13 protein-coding genes are annotated in these 16,639 nt (G+C 60.3%); 8 read left to right on the forward strand and 5 right to left on the reverse strand.

Annotated features, from left to right (window positions below):
- Positions 1-3: 3 nt before the first annotated feature.
- On the reverse strand, positions 4-1,302 hold the full coding sequence (locus ACA068_RS29455; protein WP_497306595.1) for a glycosyltransferase: 1,299 nt from the start codon (positions 1,300-1,302) through the stop codon (positions 4-6).
- Positions 1,296-2,861, reverse strand: a complete 1,566-nt coding sequence (locus ACA068_RS29460) for a glycosyltransferase (RefSeq protein WP_497306596.1) — start codon at positions 2,859-2,861, stop codon at positions 1,296-1,298. The genes ACA068_RS29455 and ACA068_RS29460 overlap by 7 nt, the downstream gene beginning before the upstream one ends.
- A gap of 429 nt (positions 2,862-3,290) precedes the next feature.
- Here ACA068_RS29460 and ACA068_RS29465 point away from each other — a divergent pair, with 429 nt between their 5' ends.
- The 8 genes from ACA068_RS29465 to ACA068_RS29500 are packed head-to-tail and all read left to right on the forward strand — an operon-like array spanning position 3,291 to position 12,277.
- Positions 3,291-4,205: a GDP-mannose 4,6-dehydratase gene (locus tag ACA068_RS29465; RefSeq protein ID WP_497306598.1), complete on the forward strand. Its 915-nt coding sequence runs from the start codon at positions 3,291-3,293 to the stop codon at positions 4,203-4,205.
- The gene (gene gmd, locus ACA068_RS29470) at positions 4,202-5,173 is read left to right on the forward strand and encodes a GDP-mannose 4,6-dehydratase (protein ID WP_131059016.1); all 972 of its coding nucleotides are present in this window, start codon (positions 4,202-4,204) and stop codon (positions 5,171-5,173) included. Before ACA068_RS29465 ends, gmd begins: the two co-directional genes overlap by 4 nt.
- A gap of 3 nt (positions 5,174-5,176) precedes the next feature.
- Positions 5,177-6,619, forward strand: coding sequence for a mannose-1-phosphate guanylyltransferase/mannose-6-phosphate isomerase (locus tag ACA068_RS29475; RefSeq protein WP_497306600.1), 1,443 nt, complete (start codon positions 5,177-5,179; stop codon positions 6,617-6,619).
- On the forward strand, positions 6,620-7,417 hold the full coding sequence (locus ACA068_RS29480) for an ABC transporter permease (RefSeq protein WP_497306602.1): 798 nt from the start codon (positions 6,620-6,622) through the stop codon (positions 7,415-7,417).
- Positions 7,417-8,667, forward strand: a complete 1,251-nt coding sequence (locus ACA068_RS29485; RefSeq protein ID WP_497306604.1) for an ABC transporter ATP-binding protein — start codon at positions 7,417-7,419, stop codon at positions 8,665-8,667. Before ACA068_RS29480 ends, ACA068_RS29485 begins: the two co-directional genes overlap by 1 nt.
- Complete coding sequence (locus ACA068_RS29490; protein WP_497306606.1) at positions 8,664-10,031, forward strand: glycosyltransferase family 4 protein; 1,368 nt, start codon at positions 8,664-8,666, stop codon at positions 10,029-10,031. The genes ACA068_RS29485 and ACA068_RS29490 overlap by 4 nt, the downstream gene beginning before the upstream one ends.
- The gene (locus ACA068_RS29495) at positions 10,015-11,145 is read left to right on the forward strand and encodes a glycosyltransferase family 4 protein (protein WP_497306608.1); all 1,131 of its coding nucleotides are present in this window, start codon (positions 10,015-10,017) and stop codon (positions 11,143-11,145) included. The genes ACA068_RS29490 and ACA068_RS29495 overlap by 17 nt, the downstream gene beginning before the upstream one ends.
- A gap of 1 nt (position 11,146) precedes the next feature.
- Positions 11,147-12,277, forward strand: coding sequence for a glycosyltransferase family 4 protein (locus tag ACA068_RS29500; RefSeq protein WP_497306610.1), 1,131 nt, complete (start codon positions 11,147-11,149; stop codon positions 12,275-12,277).
- Positions 12,278-12,398: 121 nt separating this feature from the next.
- Here ACA068_RS29500 and ACA068_RS29505 read toward each other — a convergent pair whose 3' ends face one another.
- The 3 genes from ACA068_RS29505 to ACA068_RS29515 form a co-directional block, all read right to left on the reverse strand.
- Entirely contained in the window at positions 12,399-14,429 is a 2,031-nt protein-coding gene (locus ACA068_RS29505; RefSeq protein WP_497306612.1) for a pyridoxamine 5'-phosphate oxidase family protein, read from the reverse strand.
- Positions 14,430-14,492: 63 nt separating this feature from the next.
- Entirely contained in the window at positions 14,493-15,119 is a 627-nt protein-coding gene (locus ACA068_RS29510) for a glutathione S-transferase family protein (protein ID WP_497306614.1), read from the reverse strand.
- A 130-nt stretch (positions 15,120-15,249) separates the two neighbouring features.
- Complete coding sequence (locus ACA068_RS29515; protein WP_497306616.1) at positions 15,250-16,152, reverse strand: LysR family transcriptional regulator; 903 nt, start codon at positions 16,150-16,152, stop codon at positions 15,250-15,252.
- Between the last annotated feature and the right edge of the window lie 487 nt (positions 16,153-16,639).

Consider the following 16,639-nt stretch of genomic DNA (forward strand, 5'->3'; position numbering starts at 1 on the left):
GGATCATGCTTCGCGGGTATCCAGAACGACGCGGGTTTCAAGGAGCTGCGCGAAGAAGGCGTTCAGTCGTTGCGCGGCGGTGGCCTGGCTGCAGAATTTTTCGAGGCTGGCCACCGAATGCGCGGACATCTGCGCGTAGCGCTCGGCGTCATTTTTGGCGACGTCATAACTGGCCCGATAAGCGCTGCACAACGATGCCCAGTTTGTGACGTAACGCAGGGTTCGGAACGCCTTGCGCGGGTCGTGAGGCCAGGCTGTCAGTTCGTCGGTAGAGTCGATGAGGAACGCATTATCGGCATCCAGGTAATCGATCATCGCCGTGGTGCGTGGCGCCACCGCCGGTTTGCCGCAGGACATGAACTCCATCAGCGGCAAGCACTGGCCTTCGCCATAGGATGTGTTGACCACAAAGCTGGTCGCCTGCACCAGTTGCTCGTAATCCTGATCGGCGAGGTAGCCGTAAATCAGCACGATGCGGCAGCGATAGGACTGGTTTTTGTACAAATGGTGAAGGATGTCGGTCAGCGCTTCTTCGGCATCGTGGTGGGTCAGTTTGAGCACCAGCGTCGCATCGTCCACTTCACGGAACGTCACGCAGAAGGCACTGAGCATGTCTTCCCAGTTCTTGCGCCCGTCACCCGGGTTGAACACCGAGGTGTAGATCACGCCGTCAAGGACCAGTTCGTGTTCACGGGGCGGTGCTTCGAAATCGATACCTTCGCCTTCGCGTAACTGCGCCGGCCCAAAGGCCCGCAAGTCCAGTGTGCGGCTGTCCGCCACCAGGCCTTTGATCTTCAGTCGCACCTGACTCGCCAGCGGCTGACGTTGCAACTGCGCGCCGCGCGCCGAGAATCGGTCCCACACTGGCGCTGGCACCGCGACGATCGAATAGTCGGCGCCCATCGCCTCGCGCACGGCGTTCACCGTATAGCCAGAATGGGTAATCGCCGCGCCAGAAGCACTCAACACTGTGCGCCAGTCATTGCGCGGTTCACCGGCAAAGGGTTCGTTGGGAATGGTGCTGAATTCCCACGCGAACACCGGCAAGGTCGGACACGCGAAGTGCACGGGCGTGCGATGCGGCGGCGAGAACGACAGGAACACGCAGTCTTCACCACGGGACAGCGCGTCGCGGTACAAGGCATCGACTTCGGTCTGCGGGTCGCTGACTTCCACCACGCGGCCCAGGCGTTCCAGCACTGGCCGGTATTCCTTGAGCACAAAGTAATAGCTGTACTCCGAACGGCCGAGGTTCTGGGCGATGGTGTGCTGGTTGGTTTCCGAATGAATGATGATCAGCATGAGGCGTTATCCGTCACAGCCGCTGCCGGCAAAGCCTGCGGCGTCAGCCCGAAAAAATCCGCCAGGCGCTTCTGCACCGGGGCGAAGGCGCAGTAGTCGTGCATGCGCTCGACCGCGTCGCCAGACATGCGCCGGTACTCCAGCGGTTGCTCCTTGGCCATCCGGTAGCTGTTTTCGTAGGCAGTTTTCAGCGAACCCCAGTCAGGTCGATAACGCAGGGTCCGGTAGATGATCCGGGTGTCCTGCGGCCAGATGGTCAGCTCTTCGCTGGACTTGACCACGAACGCCACACGCTCATCGATGTAATCCTCCATGGCGGTGTGGTCCGGGGCGATCACCGGTTTACCGCTGGCCATGAACTCCATCAGCGGCAGGCACAAACCCTCGCAGCGCGACGCGTTGACGTAATAACTGGCGGCTTCGTACAGCCGCGCATATTGCGGATCGTCCAGGTAACCGTGCATCACCACCACCCGACAGGCAAACGGCGAGAGTTGCGCGAGCAAGGTCATCAGCTCGTCGTAGTAGGACGACAGGTCGCTCTGGGTAATCTTCAGCACCAGCGTGGCGTCATCCGTTTCGCGAAAGGCCCAGCAGAATGCGGTGATCAATTGATGCCAGTTCTTGCGACCGTCACGGGGATTGAACACCGTGACGTACACCACGCCGTCGACCTGAGTCTCGACCTGGGTGGTGGTGTCCGGCCAGTTGCGCGGTTCAGGCACGGGCACTGCCATCGTCTGCGGTCCGGCGATGGCCGGCAGGTACCCGGCAAGCCGTTCATGTGCAGCATCTGAAAGAAGGTCGCGAATGCCCTCCCAGTACCACTGGCTTAGAAAGTGCGTGCGATGCACTGGGACGGGCAGCGTTTTTCCCATGTCCCGGCGCCACATGTGCAGGTAATGGCGAGCGATCACGAAGCGGCGTTTTAGCGTCAACGGTGGTGGTTTCAAAGCCTCCAGCGCCGCCAGTTCCTCGGCGGTCGGCGGTACCGGAATCAGCGCATCGGCGTTCAGTCCGAGGGAACGCGTGTCGAAGATGCAGCCCTTGATGTCGAGGGTCGAACCGACATTAACGGGCGCGCTGGTGTGGCGGCTACGAATGGCGGCGAAGTTCTCCCACAACGGCGTGGGCAAGACCAGCACGGGGAAGTCTTCGCCCATGGCCCGCCGAATCGCCCGGGCCGTGTGGCTGGAAAGCGTAATGACCCGGCCTTGGCGCGCCAGCATCTGCGTCCAGTCCTGGCGTGGGTCGTTATCCCATTGCTCATCGGGAATGGAGTCGAATTCCCAGGCCACCACGCAGATCGTCGGGCATTCAAGGTCGTTCGGGGTTTTCTGCGGCGGGGTGAACGACAGGAAGAGGCTGTCTTCGCCGGCGGCCAGCAATTGTCGATAGAGAGGATCGACATCGGCGGTGGAGGACACCACATGCACCCGCCCGAGGCTTTCGAGCACCGGGCGATAAGCCTTGAGCACGAAGTAATAACTGTATTCAGGACGACCAAGGCTCTGACTGATGGAGCTGTCGTTGACGTCCGAGTAAAGAATGAAATTCATGGCATCCCACGATGAAGCCGCCATCCCGGCAGCCTCACTCTATGACGGCAAAGCCACGGATCGACCCGGCGTTTGCCGGTCGTCGTCCATCGTCTTCTTGCCCGTCTACGTTCTTGTTTTAATGGTCAGTTTCGCGGGGTGTGAATACCACCCGGCCGAACCCTGGATAATCGTGACGAGGGGCATTCTAAACACATCCGCTGAGGATTCGTGAACCGCCCGGCGAGAATAAATCGGGCTACGCTAACGAGAACTGACCGGTCACGGTGGGACCTGTTGAAATTGCCGCGCAATTGGCACAGATTGGCTACCAAACAACTACAACAAAACATTTCGCCTGTCTTTCGACCAAGCAATCCACCCGGTCCGTCAGACATTTCCATAAAGCCTGTGGGGAATGGACGAAGTGTATGACCAAGGGGCCGCTGTTTGAAAAAGCGTCTGTTCGTTACGGGTCTCAGTGGATTCGTAGGACAACACATCCAATCTCGCCTGAAGGCTGATGCCTCGGAATGGGAGCTTCTGCCTGTCGCTTCCCGGTACGACCTGAGCCAACCAGCAAGCCTCGAAAACCTGTGGCCAGAGATGCCCGACGCAGTCATTCACCTGGCCGGCCAGACCTTCGTTCCCGAAGCCTTCCGCGATCCGGCGCGCACGCTGAATATCAACCTGCTCGGCACCTTGAATCTGCTTCAGGCACTCAAGTCCCGCGGCTTCAACGGGACTTTCCTGTACGTCAGCTCCGGCGACGTCTACGGGCAAGTGACCGAATCACACTTGCCCATTACCGAGCTCCAGCCACCCTGCCCGCGCAACCCCTATGCCGTGAGCAAACTGTCAGCCGAATTCCTCAGCCTGCAATGGGGCTTGAGTGAAGGCTGGCCGGTACTGGTCGCCCGCCCGTTCAACCACATCGGCACCGGCCAGAAAGACAGCTTCGTCATCGCCAGCGCCGCGCGACAGATCAACCGCATCAAACAAGGCCTGCAAGCCCCGCAACTGGAAGTCGGTGACATTGATGTCACGCGCGATTTCCTCGATGTGGGCGATGTGGTGTCGGCCTATCTGGCGCTGCTGGAAAAGGGCACGCCGGGGCAGGTCTACAACATTTGCTCGGGGCGCGAGCAGAGCATCCGCAGCTTGATCGAACAACTGGGGGACCTCGCCCAAGTCGACATGCAACTGATTCAGGATCCTGCGCGTCTTCGCCGCGCGGATCAGCGTCGCGTTTGTGGCAGCTCTGCCAAGCTCGCCCAGACCACAGGATGGACGCCTGAAATCACAACACAACAATCCCTGCGGGCGATCCTGTCCGACTGGGAGAAGCGAGTAAAAGAAGAATGACAAAAAGTGCATTGATCACAGGGATCACCGGTCAGGACGGCGCTTATCTGGCCAAACTGCTGCTCGACAAGGGTTATAAAGTCCACGGTCTGGTGGCGCGGCGCAGCAGCGATGCGCGCTGGCGTCTGCGTGAGATGGGGGTCGAGGGCGACATCGTTTACCTGGACGGTGACATGGCCGATGCCTGCTCGGTGCAGCGTGCGGTGATCAAGTCTGCCCCGGACGAAATCTACAACCTGGCGGCGCAAAGCTTTGTCGCGGCGTCCTGGGATCAGCCCGTTACCACCGGCATCGTCGACGGGTTGGGCGTGACTCACCTGCTCGAAGCGATCCGCCAGTTCAGTCCGCACACGCGTTTTTACCAGGCGTCGACCAGCGAAATGTTTGGTCTGATCCAGGCCGAGCAGCAGGACGAGAACACGCCGTTCTACCCGCGCAGCCCATACGGCGTGGCCAAGCTGTACGGCCACTGGATCACCGTCAACTACCGCGAAAGCTTCAACCTGCACGCCAGCAGCGGGATCCTGTTCAACCATGAATCGCCCCTGCGCGGCATCGAGTTCGTGACCCGCAAAGTGACCGACGCTGCCGCCCGCATCAAGCAGGGCAAACAGCAGGAACTGCGCCTGGGCAACATCGACGCCAAACGCGACTGGGGGTTTGCCGGCGATTACGTCGAAGCCATGTGGTTGATGCTGCAACAGGACAAGCCGGACGATTTTGTGGTTGCCACCGGCGTGACCACCACCGTGCGCGAGATGTGCCGCATCGCCTTCGATCACGTGGGCCTGAACTACCGAGACTTCGTGAAGATCGACCCGGCGTTCTTCCGCCCGGCCGAGGTCGAAGTGCTGCTAGGCAACCCGGCCAAAGCCCAGCGCGTATTGGGCTGGAAACCAAAAACCGACCTGGATACCTTGATCCGCATGATGATGGATGCGGACATGAAACGCGTCGCCAAGGAGTAGGCCATGCTGATTCCTGTGATTCTCTCCGGCGGTGCCGGTACTCGCTTGTGGCCGGTGTCCCGCGAGGGCCATCCCAAGCCGTTCATGACCCTGCCCGACGGTCAGTCACTGCTGGGCAAAACCTATCGGCGAGCGGCCGGCCTGCTTGATGGCTGGGGCGATATCGTCACGGTGACCAACCGCGACTACTACTTCCAGAGCAAGGATCACTATCAGGAGGCGCAGCTAAGTCGCCATCGCGGGCACTTTCTGCTGGAGCCGACAGGCCGCAATACGGCCCCGGCCATCGCCGCCGCCGCCCTGTCACTGCAAGCCCTGCACGGCGATGACGCGATCATGGTGGTGATGCCCGCCGACCATTTGATCCTCAACGAAGACGCCTTGCAGTCTGCGGTCGAACACGCCGTGGCACTGGCCAAGGATGGTTTCCTGGTGACGTTCGGCGTGGTGCCGACTGCCCCGGAGACCGGTTTTGGCTACATCGAGACCGGCGCGGCGCTGGACGGAAAAGGCGCCGCGAAGGTCCAGCGCTTCGTCGAAAAACCGGACCTGCAAACCGCCACCCATTACCTGGAAAGCGGCAAGTTCCTTTGGAACTCGGGGATGTTCTGCTTCTCGGTCACGACCGTGCTGGCCGAATTGCAGATCCATGCCCCCGACCTGCTGGAGCAGACGCAAACCTGCATGGCGCAAAGCGCCCCAGTGGAGACGGCCGGGTGCCTGCAGCAGGAATTGTCCCCGGCGTTGTTCGCCGAGATCACTGACATCTCCATCGACTACGCCTTGATGGAACGCTCCGACAAAGTGGTCGTGGTGCCCGCCGGTTTTGACTGGAGCGACATCGGCTCCTGGGGCGCGGTGGCCGCGCTGGTGCCCGCGGATGCGCAGAACAACCGTGCCAGCGGTGACGCGGTGTTCGTCGACAGCCACAACAACTTCGTCCAGAGCGAAGACCGGCTGGTGGCCGCGGTGGGTGTGGATAACTTGATCATCATCGACACCGCCGACGCGGTGCTGGTCGCCCACGCCGATCGCGCGCAGGATGTGCGCCGGGTGGCCAAGCAGCTCAAGGATAAAAAGCACGAGGCCTATCGCCTGCACCGCACGGTCAGCCGGCCCTGGGGCACCTACACCGTGCTCGAGGAAGGCCCGCGCTTCAAGATCAAGCGCATCGTGGTCAAGCCTGGCGCCAAGCTGTCGCTGCAAATGCACCACCACCGCAATGAACACTGGGTGGTGGTCGAAGGCATGGCCAAGGTCACCAACAACGGCACCGGCACCCACCTGGTGGCCAAGAACGAATCGACCTTCATTGCCGCCGGTCACAAGCATCGCCTGGAAAACCCGGGCGTGATCGACCTGGTGATCATTGAAGTGCAAAGCGGTGAATACCTGGGAGAGGACGATATCGTTCGCTTCGAAGACCAATATGGCAGGACGGTTTGAATGCTGCTTTCCCTATACCGCACGCTGCGTAGCTACCGAGGGTTCATCCTCGGCAGCGTCCAGCGTGAGTTTCAGGCGCGTTACCGCAATTCGCTGTTCGGTGCCCTGTGGCCGGTGCTCAATCCACTGTCGATGATCATCGTCTACACCGTGATTTTTTCCCACATCATGCGCGCGCGCCTGCCTGGCGTGGATGACAGCATGGCCTACAGCGTTTACCTGTGCGGCGGCCTGCTCGCCTGGGGACTCTTTGCGGAAATCACCCTGCGCAGCCAGAACATGTTTCTGGAAAACGCCAACCTGCTGAAGAAAATCAGCTTCCCGCGGGTCTGTCTGCCGGTGATTGTGTTGTTTAACGCGGGCATCAACTTCGCAATCATCATGGGCCTGTTCCTGGGCTTTCTACTGATCACCGGCCGTTGGCCGGGCATGGCGTTGCTGGCGTTGATACCGCTGATGGCGTTGCAAATGATGTTCTGTGCCGGGCTGGGAATGATACTCGGCGTGTTGAATGTCTTCTTCCGGGATGTCGGGCAACTCTTCGGCATCTGCCTGCAATTCTGGTTCTGGCTGACGCCCATTGTGTACCCGATGAGCATCCTGCCGGACTGGGTTCAGCGCCTGCTGCAGCTCAACCCCCTGACCAACCTGATCGTCAGCTATCAAAACATGTTTCTTTATGGGCAATGGCCGGTCTGGAGTTCACTGCTGCCGATTTTTGTCACTGGCGTGGTGTTCTGTTTGATCGGGCTGCGTCTGTTTCGCCAGCGCGTCGGTGAAATGGTGGATGAACTCTGATGGGGCATATTCGCGTCACCGGCCTGGGCAAGGCCTACAAGCAATACCCGACCCGCTGGAGCCGACTGGCCGAGTGGCTGATCCCGTTTTCGCCCCTGCGCCACCACCAGCACTGGGTGCTGCAAAACGTCGAATTCGAGATTGCCCCAGGTGAAGCGGTGGGCATCGTCGGGGCCAACGGCGCTGGCAAAAGCACCTTGTTAAAGATGATCACCGGCACCACCCAACCTACCTGCGGCAAGATCGAACTCGAAGGCCGGGTGGCGGCGCTGCTGGAACTGGGCATGGGTTTTCACCCGGACTTTACCGGCCGGCAGAATGCATTCATGGCCGGGCAACTGCTGGGCATGCAGGTCGATGAGATTGAAGAGCTGATGCCCGATATCGAGCATTTCGCAGAAATCGGCGAAGCCATCGACCATCCGGTGCGCACCTACTCCAGCGGCATGCAGATGCGCCTGGCGTTCAGCGTGGCCACCGCACGGCGTCCGGACATCCTGATCGTCGACGAAGCCCTCTCCGTGGGCGACGCCTACTTCCAGCACAAGAGCTTCGAACGCATCCGCAGCTTCCGCAAGGCCGGCACCACCCTGCTGATCGTTTCCCATGATCGTTCGGCCATCCAGTCGATTTGCGATTCGGCGATCCTGCTCAAAGACGGCTGCATGGCCATGTACGGCAAACCCGAAGCGGTCCTGGATTACTACAACGCCCTGATGGCCGAGCGTGAAGGCCAGATCGTGCGTCAGGAAATGCTCGCGGACGGGGAAGTGCAAACTGTTTCCGGCACCGGTGAAGCAGCCATCCTCAGTGTGCGGATGCTGGACGAGAATGAACGCTCCATCGACGCCGCCGAGGTCGGTCAGGCCGTGGTGCTGGAAGTCGAGGTCGAAGTCCGTCAGGACATCGAGCGATTGGTGCTCGGTTTCATACTCAAGGACCGTCTGGGTCAGATGATGTATGGCATCAACACCCATCGTCAGGACAAGGCCCTGACCGATCTGCACGCAGGGGAGCGCTACACGTACCGCTTTTCCTTCGTCATGGGCCTTGGAAAGGGCAACTATTCCGTGTCCCTGAGCCTGTCGCGCCTGGACTCGCATCTGGATCGCAACTACGAATGGCGCGATTACGGGCTGGTGTTCCATGTCATCAACAACCGACATGAAGACTTCGTCGGCTGCTCGTGGCTGGCGGCGAAAACCACCATTACCCGCTCCGAGGCGACTGTTTCGGAGCACACGCCATGACGCGTCTTCTGGTGGAATGCACCCACGTGTTCCTGCACCCAAAGGTCAATTCGGGCATTCAGCGGGTGGTGCGTAACGTCATCAATCAACTGCCGGCAAGCGTCGACGGTGTCGAGTGCATTCCGGTGGTGATGCTCAAGGGCAAACTCTACCGGGTGCTGAAACTGGGCACATTGAACATCCCGTTTTTCGACGGCCTTATGACGTTCGGTGGGCGACTGGAGCGGCTGGCTCATCGTTTCTGGCAACTGCATCAACGCTTGCACAATCGCAGTCACTCGCGAGTGGTCAAGCGCCTGCTGCACGTGGCCTACCGCCTCACGGCAATCGGCTGTTTCAGCATTCCGTTGCGGCTGATCGACGCCATCAACCAGTATCAACTGCCCAAACGCTGCTCGCCGTTGCAGCATCAGCCGGGTGATCAACTGGTGTTGCTGGACTCTTCCTGGCACAGCGATTTCTTCCCGTTTGCCGAACAGCTCAAGCGTGAAGGCGTGGGCATTGTCTCGGTGATCTACGACCTCATTCCGCTGACTCACCCACAGTTCTACGACACGCGGCTAGTGCAGATTTTCAACGAGTGGTTCAACTGGATCACCCAAACCGCAGACGGCTACGTGGCGATCTCCGCCACGGTGCGCGATCAGGTGCGTGAAGAATTGCAGCGGCGGCTGGGGCCGGCCAAAGCCAATGCGCTGTGGTTCGATTACTTTCATCTCGGCTCCGAACTGGACCTGAGTGAAGTCACCGCCGCCGTCGAGCCGCGCCTGACACGGCTGTTCGAAACGCCGGAGCCGGTGTTCCTGATGGTCAGTACCATCGAACCGCGCAAAAACCATGACTACCTGCTCGACGCCTTTGAACGCGCCTGGGCTTCTGGCTCGCAAGCCCGGCTGTGCATCGCCGGGCGCATCGGCTGGAAGTGCGACGCCCTGCTCGCCCGCGTGCGCAATCACCCGCAACTGAATCAACGCCTGTTCATGTTCAACGACCTGAGCGACACCAGCCTCGAACACGCCTATTCCCACGCCAGCGCGCTGGTGTTTCCGTCCTGGGTTGAAGGCTTCGGCTTGCCACTGGTGGAGGCCATGCAGCGCAGTTTGCCGGCCATGGGCAGCGACATTCCGATCTTCCGTGAAATCGGTGGCGAGTTCATGGCGTACTTTGACCTCGCCGAGCCGCAAAGCCTGGCTGACCTGGTCACCGGTTTCGAACGCTCCGGGCAATTCCCGGCCGCCCGTAGCGTGGCGGACTGGCAGTGGATCGGCTGGCGTGAAGCCAGTGCGCAACTGGCCGAACGCACCCTGCGCAATCTGGTAGACGCGCCGGTCGTGCAAGAGAGGCAACATGCGAATTGCCCTTAACGCCCGGATCCTTCAAGCCCCGCGCACCGGTATCGGCCATTACGTCGCCGAACTGGCGAACGCCCTCGCGAGTGAACCCGATGTCGAACTCGCACTGTTCCACGGCTGGGGCTGGAGTTCGGATTTGCCGGAAGCAGCGATGCCCGGATATTCGCGACTGACGCCGTTGCTGCGACAGATTCCGGGGGCATATCAGGCACGGCGCTGGCTGGAGCAGAAACGCTTCGATCAGGGTCGCTTGAAGACCATCGACCTCTATCACGAACCGAGCCTGTGGCCGCTGTCGTTCGACGGCCCGACGGTCATCACCCTGCATGACCTGACGCACCTGCACTACCCTGAGACGCAACCCCCTTCGCGTTTGCGGGAAATCGAACGACGGCTGGCCGACGGCGTGCAACGGGCAAGTCTGATTCTCACCGACTCGCAGTACATTGCCGACGAAGCCCAAGCGTATTTCGCGCTGCCGGCCGAGCGTTTTGTCGTCGCACCGCTGGGCGTGGCCGCACGTTTCCACCCGCGGGAACCTGAAGCCATCGACGCGGTGCTCAAGACTCACGGCGTCGAGGCGCGGGAATACTTCCTGTGCGTCGGTACCCTTGAGCCGCGCAAGAACCTGACGCTGGCCCTGCGTGCCCACGCCCGATTGCCGGAAGCCGTGCGCCAGCGTTTTCCACTGCTGATCGCCGGCATGGCCGGTTGGCAAGGCGAACAATTCAGTGATGAATTGCGCGCAGCCCTGGCCACCGGCGATGTGTGCCTGCTCGGGTATCTGCCCGATGAAGCGCTGGCACAGCTGCTGGCCGGCGCCCGGGCATTGATCTTTCCCTCGTTGTACGAAGGGTTCGGCCTGCCTGTCCTGGAAGCCATGGCCAGCGGCACCCCGGTGATTCTGACCGAGCATTCGGCCATGCCGGAAGTCGCGGGCGCCGCAGGCAACTACATAGCACCGGACGATCCAGACACCTTGCGCGATGCCATGAATCGGCTCATCGACGACCCGCTGCATTGGCAGGTCTGTCGCGAAGCCGGCTTGCAACAAGCGAAGCTTTTTTCCTGGGAGCGTTGCGCGAAGGCCACGGCCCGCGCTTACCGCCAGGCTATGGGAGACTGATATGCGCGTACTGCACTTTTATAAAACCTATCTGCCCGACTCGATGGGTGGCATCGAACAGGTCATTTTTCAACTCTGCGAGAGCGGCGCGCGCCACTCGGTCGACAGTACGGTACTGACGTTGAGCAACAACCCGGCACCTGACGCGATACAGATCCGTCATCATCAGGTTCATCAGGCCCGGATGGATTTTCAGATGGCCTCCACCGGTTTTTCCTACAGCGTCTTCAAGCAGTTTCGTGAGTTGGCGGCTGAGGCGGACGTGGTCAATTACCACTTCCCCTGGCCCTTCATGGACCTGGTGCATTTTTTCAGCGCCACTAAAAAACCCTGCGTGGTGAGTTACCACTCGGACATCATTCGCCAGCGCCATTTGCTCAAACTCTACCGTCCATTGATGCGGCGTTTTCTGGACAGCGCCGACCGAATCGTCGCGGCCTCCCCCAACTACTTTCACACCAGCGATGTGCTTCAGGACTACCGCGAGAAAACCCGAGTCATCACCTACGGGCTGGACAAGTCAGGTTATCCACAGCCCGACGCTGCACGTACTGAACGCTGGCGTAAACAGGTGGGTGACCGGTTCTTTCTGTTCGTCGGCGTCATGCGCTATTACAAGGGGCTGCATATTCTGCTCGACGCGATGCAAGGGCTGAATTATCCGGTGGTGATCGTCGGGGCCGGACCGCTGGAAGCCGAACTGCATGCTCAGGCCAAGGCCTTGGGTTTGCAGAATCTGCACTTCCTGGGGCGCTTGGGTGACGAAGACAAGGTAGCGTTGCTGGAGTTGAGTTACGCGGTGGTATTTCCGTCGCATCTACGCTCCGAAGCGTTCGGCATCTCGCTGCTCGAAGGCGCGATGTACGGCAAACCGATGATCTCCAGCGAAATCGGTACCGGCACCAGCTACATCAACATCCACAACGAAACCGGGCTGGTGGTGCCGCCGAGTAATCCACAGGCGTTCCGTGAAGCGATGCGCACGTTGTGGGAAGACCCGGTGCGTGCGGCAGCAATGGGCGTGAAGGCTGAGGCGCGGTATCGGCAGCTATTCACAGCCGACGAAATGGGCCGCAAGTGGACCGAGCTGTATGAAGAACTGCTGGAAGAAAAATCCCTCTCCTACGCATAACCAATGTGGGAGCGGGCTTGCTCGCGAAGGCTGTTTAACATTCAACATTGAAGTTGGCTGACACACCGCTATCGCGAGCCAACTCACTCCCACAAGGGATATCCTGTGCATTCCCGATTGGTTACAGATCCAGCACCAACGGCTGCGAACCCTGCGCCGGCACTGCGCAACAAATCAGCACCTCTCCCGCATCGGGCACTTCCGCCGGGGGCTGTGGATAACTCACTGCCCCGCTGATGAGACGGGTCTTACAGGTCCCGCAGGAGCCACCACGGCAACTGAATTCCGGACGCAACCCGCGGCTTTCCGCCAGCTCCAGCAAACTGCCGCCCTCCGGCTGCCATCGCGCCTCTTTGGCCGAACGCTGGAACACGACCGGCACCGAAACCGTGGCGGCCGGGGGTTGTTCGATGACCACGGCGTCCGGGTCCGGCGTGCGGCGCAGTGTCGACGGGCCAAAGGTTTCGGCATGAATCCTTGAGTCGCGGATGTCCAGGTTCCGCAGGGTGTCGTAAAGCGCTTGGGTAAAACTGCCCGGGCCGCAGAGGACAAAGTCCACTGGGTCGTAGTCCTCCACCTCAAGCATCGTCTTGAGCAGGTCGCCGTCGATGCGCCCGGTCAGGTCGAAATCTTCACCCTCGCGGGCATCCGGCTCCGGCTGACTGAGCAACCGCTGCACGCGCACCGCATCACCAAGGCCATCCAGCAAGCGGTCCAGCTCCGGACGAAACGGTTGATCGGCCAAGGTCCGCGAACTCTGAAAAAACCACGTCGGGCGGATGCTCCGCGTGCGCAGGCCTTGATACACCACCTCACGCACCATCGACAGCAGCGGCGTAATGCCGACACCCGCCGCCAACAGCACCAGCGGCCGCCGCTCATTGGGCGCCACGGTGAAATGCCCTTGGGGCGCGCGGGCTTCCAGCACATCGCCGACGCAAATCTGCTCATGCAGGTGCGAGGACACAAGGCCTTCACGCTTCACACTGATGCGAAAAAAGTCATCGGACGGCGCGCTCGACAGGCTGTACGTGCGGATATGCACGTCGCCGGCAATGTGGAATCGCAGGGGCAAATGCTGCCCGGCCTGAAACAGCGGCAACCCGGCTCCATCGGCCGGCTCCAGATAAATCGAACGGATGCTGTGGCTTTCCTGTTCGATGCGCGCCACCCGCAGCGGCCGCCAGTGATCGCCCAAGGCCTTGGCTTGCAGGCGTGCGTTTGCCTGATCCCAGGTGCCGGTCAGCAAACTGGTGGGTGATACGCCGTCAAAGCGCCAGCGCAAGGCCAGCGCCGCAGGTCGGCGCACCACGCGCTCCACCTCAAAAGTCCACAGCCGCTCGGCCCCTTGAAAGGCTTCGACTTGCGGACCTTCGAGGATGACGTGCGCGCGGCCGCTGAGCTGCAGCAGGTCACCCGTATTGAAATCGATGAACAGCAAACCGGCCCGAGGATTGATCAGCAGATTGCCCAAGGTGTTGAAGAACAGGTTGCCGGCGAAGTCCGGAATGGTCAGGCGATTACCTTCCACCTGTACGAAACCGGCCTGGCCACCGCGATGAGAAACATCCACCGAGCGTTGGCCGTCGACGTCCACATAACTGGCGACAAAGAAGGTATCGGAGCCGGCGATCATGGCTTGGGCCGCGTCATCCAGCCCATCGAGGTGCTGCGCAACACGGGTTGCCGGATCCGCCAAGGGCACCGAACGAAACTGGCGCAACTGGATGTATTGCGGGCAATTGCCGAACGATTGCTCCACCGTCACCCCGAAGCCGCCCGCGGTGACAGCGCCGACCCGGCCATTCATACGGTTGCGACGCCGGGAGTGCAGCTCGATACCGAGCAGACCGATCGCTGCGCCGTCTTGCAATTGCGCAGGGTCGTCGCTGCCAGGCAGGCTGTCGAACTGCAACAACGCAGGTGCCGGGGAATGTGAAAACCCCGGCGGCCCTTCAAGAACGCTGGCCCAAGGGTTGCCGTCGGCATCCACCGCGCCGTACAGCATGAACGGCAGTTGCTGATAGAACTGGCGGTGCTGATCTGGCATCTCGCCGCGAATCACCCTACGACCTAATGTGTCCATTCGCTCAGCCACACCCACGTGGGCCTGTAACTGTTTCTCGCCTGCGTGCCAAGGTGAACGTTCCATACCGGCTTCTCCCCTGCGCTGATCGCGCAATAAGAACGGCCCGACTGAATCGGGCCGTGAGCATCAGGCTGTTTTTTGCAGGCCGGCGACGGTACGCGGCATGGCGACAAACCCTGGCAAGGCCTCGATGCGCGCCAGCCAGGCGCGGATATTGGCGTAGTCGTCCAGCGACACATTGCCTTCCGGTGCATGGGCGATGTAGCTGTAGGCCGAAACATCGGCGATGGTCGGCTCGTTGCCGACAAGGTATGGGGTGGCGGCCAGTTCCTCATCGATCACTTTGAGCACGGTGTGGGCGTAAGCGATCACCTCTTCAGCGTTGTAAGGCGCACCAAACACGGTGATCAGCCGGGCTCTCGCCGGGCCAAAGGCAATCGGCCCGGCAGCGACCGACAACCAGCGCTGCACCTTGGCCGCATCGACCGGATCGGTTGGCAGCCAGCGACCATTGCCGTATTTCTGCGCCAGATAAACCAGGATCGCGTTGGAATCGGCCAGCACCACGCCTTGATCATCAATCACTGGTACCTGACCAAAGCGATTGAGCGCCAGGTAATCCGGCTGCTTGTGCGCGCCCTTGGCCAGATCGACCAAGATCAGCTCGGTCGGCAGTTGCAGCAGGGACAGCATCAGCTCCACACGGTGAGCATGGCCAGAGCGTGGGAAGTTGTAGAGTTTGATGGCTTGCATGGTCGACTCCGCTGGGTAGAGGCGCCGTTCAGGAAAGATCAGCGCCGATGGGAGCTATCTTCCCCTCTCAACAAAAACAACAGAATAACCAGAAAACGCAATCCATTATTTCAGCCAGCGCAATAACCCGTCAGCCATCCAGTGCCGGGTGTTCACGCAACACCTTCACCGCGAAGTCCACAAAACTGCGGACCCGCACCGGCGCCTTGCGTCCACCTTGGTAGACCACGTGAATGGGTAATGGCGGCAGTTCGAAGTCAGCCAGAACGATTTCCAGCTCACCGGCGGCGACCTTGCTCGCCACTTGATACGACAGGACTCGGGTCAAGCCCAGTCCCAGGCACGCGGCGGCAATGGCGGCCTGATTGGCCGTGACCACGAGACGCGGCTCCGGGCGAACGTTCAGAGGCTCCCCAGCCTCAAGGAACGGCCAGGTTCTCAGTTGGCCAATGGACGAGGTGGCGATAATCGGCGCCCCGTTTAAATCGTTAGGGTGCCGGGGCTTGCCGCGCTTCGCCAGAAACTCCGGAGATGCGCAAATCACCCGCCGCACCTCGCCCACACGAATCGCATGCTGGTTGCTGTCAGGCAATTCACCAATGCGCACCGCCACATCGATGCCCTCCTCGACCATGCTCACCACCCGGTCGACGAGCAACGCATTGATGGTGACTTCAGGAAACTGATTGAGGTAACCGACCGTGAGCGGCGTGACGAACAACTCTCCGAACAATACCGGTGCTGTAATCGTCAGTTGCCCACGAGGTTGTGCGTGACTGCCGGCCGCCGAATCCTCAGCTTCCTGCACCTCGGCAAGAATCCTCCGACAATCCTCCAGAAAACGCTGTCCCGCCTCACTTAAATGCACGCTGCGGGTGGTCCGCGTCAGCAACTGCGTGCCAATGCGCTTCTCCAGCGCCGCCACCGCCCGGGTGACACTGGCCGGCGACATCCCCAAACGCCGCGCCGCCGCAGAAAAGCCTTGATCCTGGGCGACGGCGGCGAAGACCTGCATTTCCTGGAATCGGTCCATGCTGCATGTCCTTTATTCAGATAAAAAAAATCGCAACCGTAGGCTGCGATTTTTAATAGTTTGTGATCCTACGAAATAAAAACTGTCGCAGCGGCCCCAAGAAACACGAGGCATGCGGGTGGGCAAAGCAGAAATAAAAACTGTCGCACCTCCGATATTCCAGGGCTTTGCCGCACCGCCTACTAAATAAAAACTGTCTGTAATATTCATGTCATTGATTTATATAGTTTTTACTATATGAAAATGAAGATCAACGTATCGAGCTCGAACATCATGATGCGGTAGGTCGGACGTCCCCTCCAGCCGTCGGACGTCCAGTCGAGTAACTGACCGACCAAGCTACGATGTCATTTCTGCCGCAAGAAACGCACGTATTACTTTGCAGCAGCCATCACGATCACAGGATCCGGCCCGATCAGTTCTTTCGCGGCTTTCTTTTCAGGCATCACAAACGCGAATCCGAACCAGATGGCCATATTTCAGCCTC

This window comes from Pseudomonas sp. LBUM1660 (genome assembly GCF_059695935.1).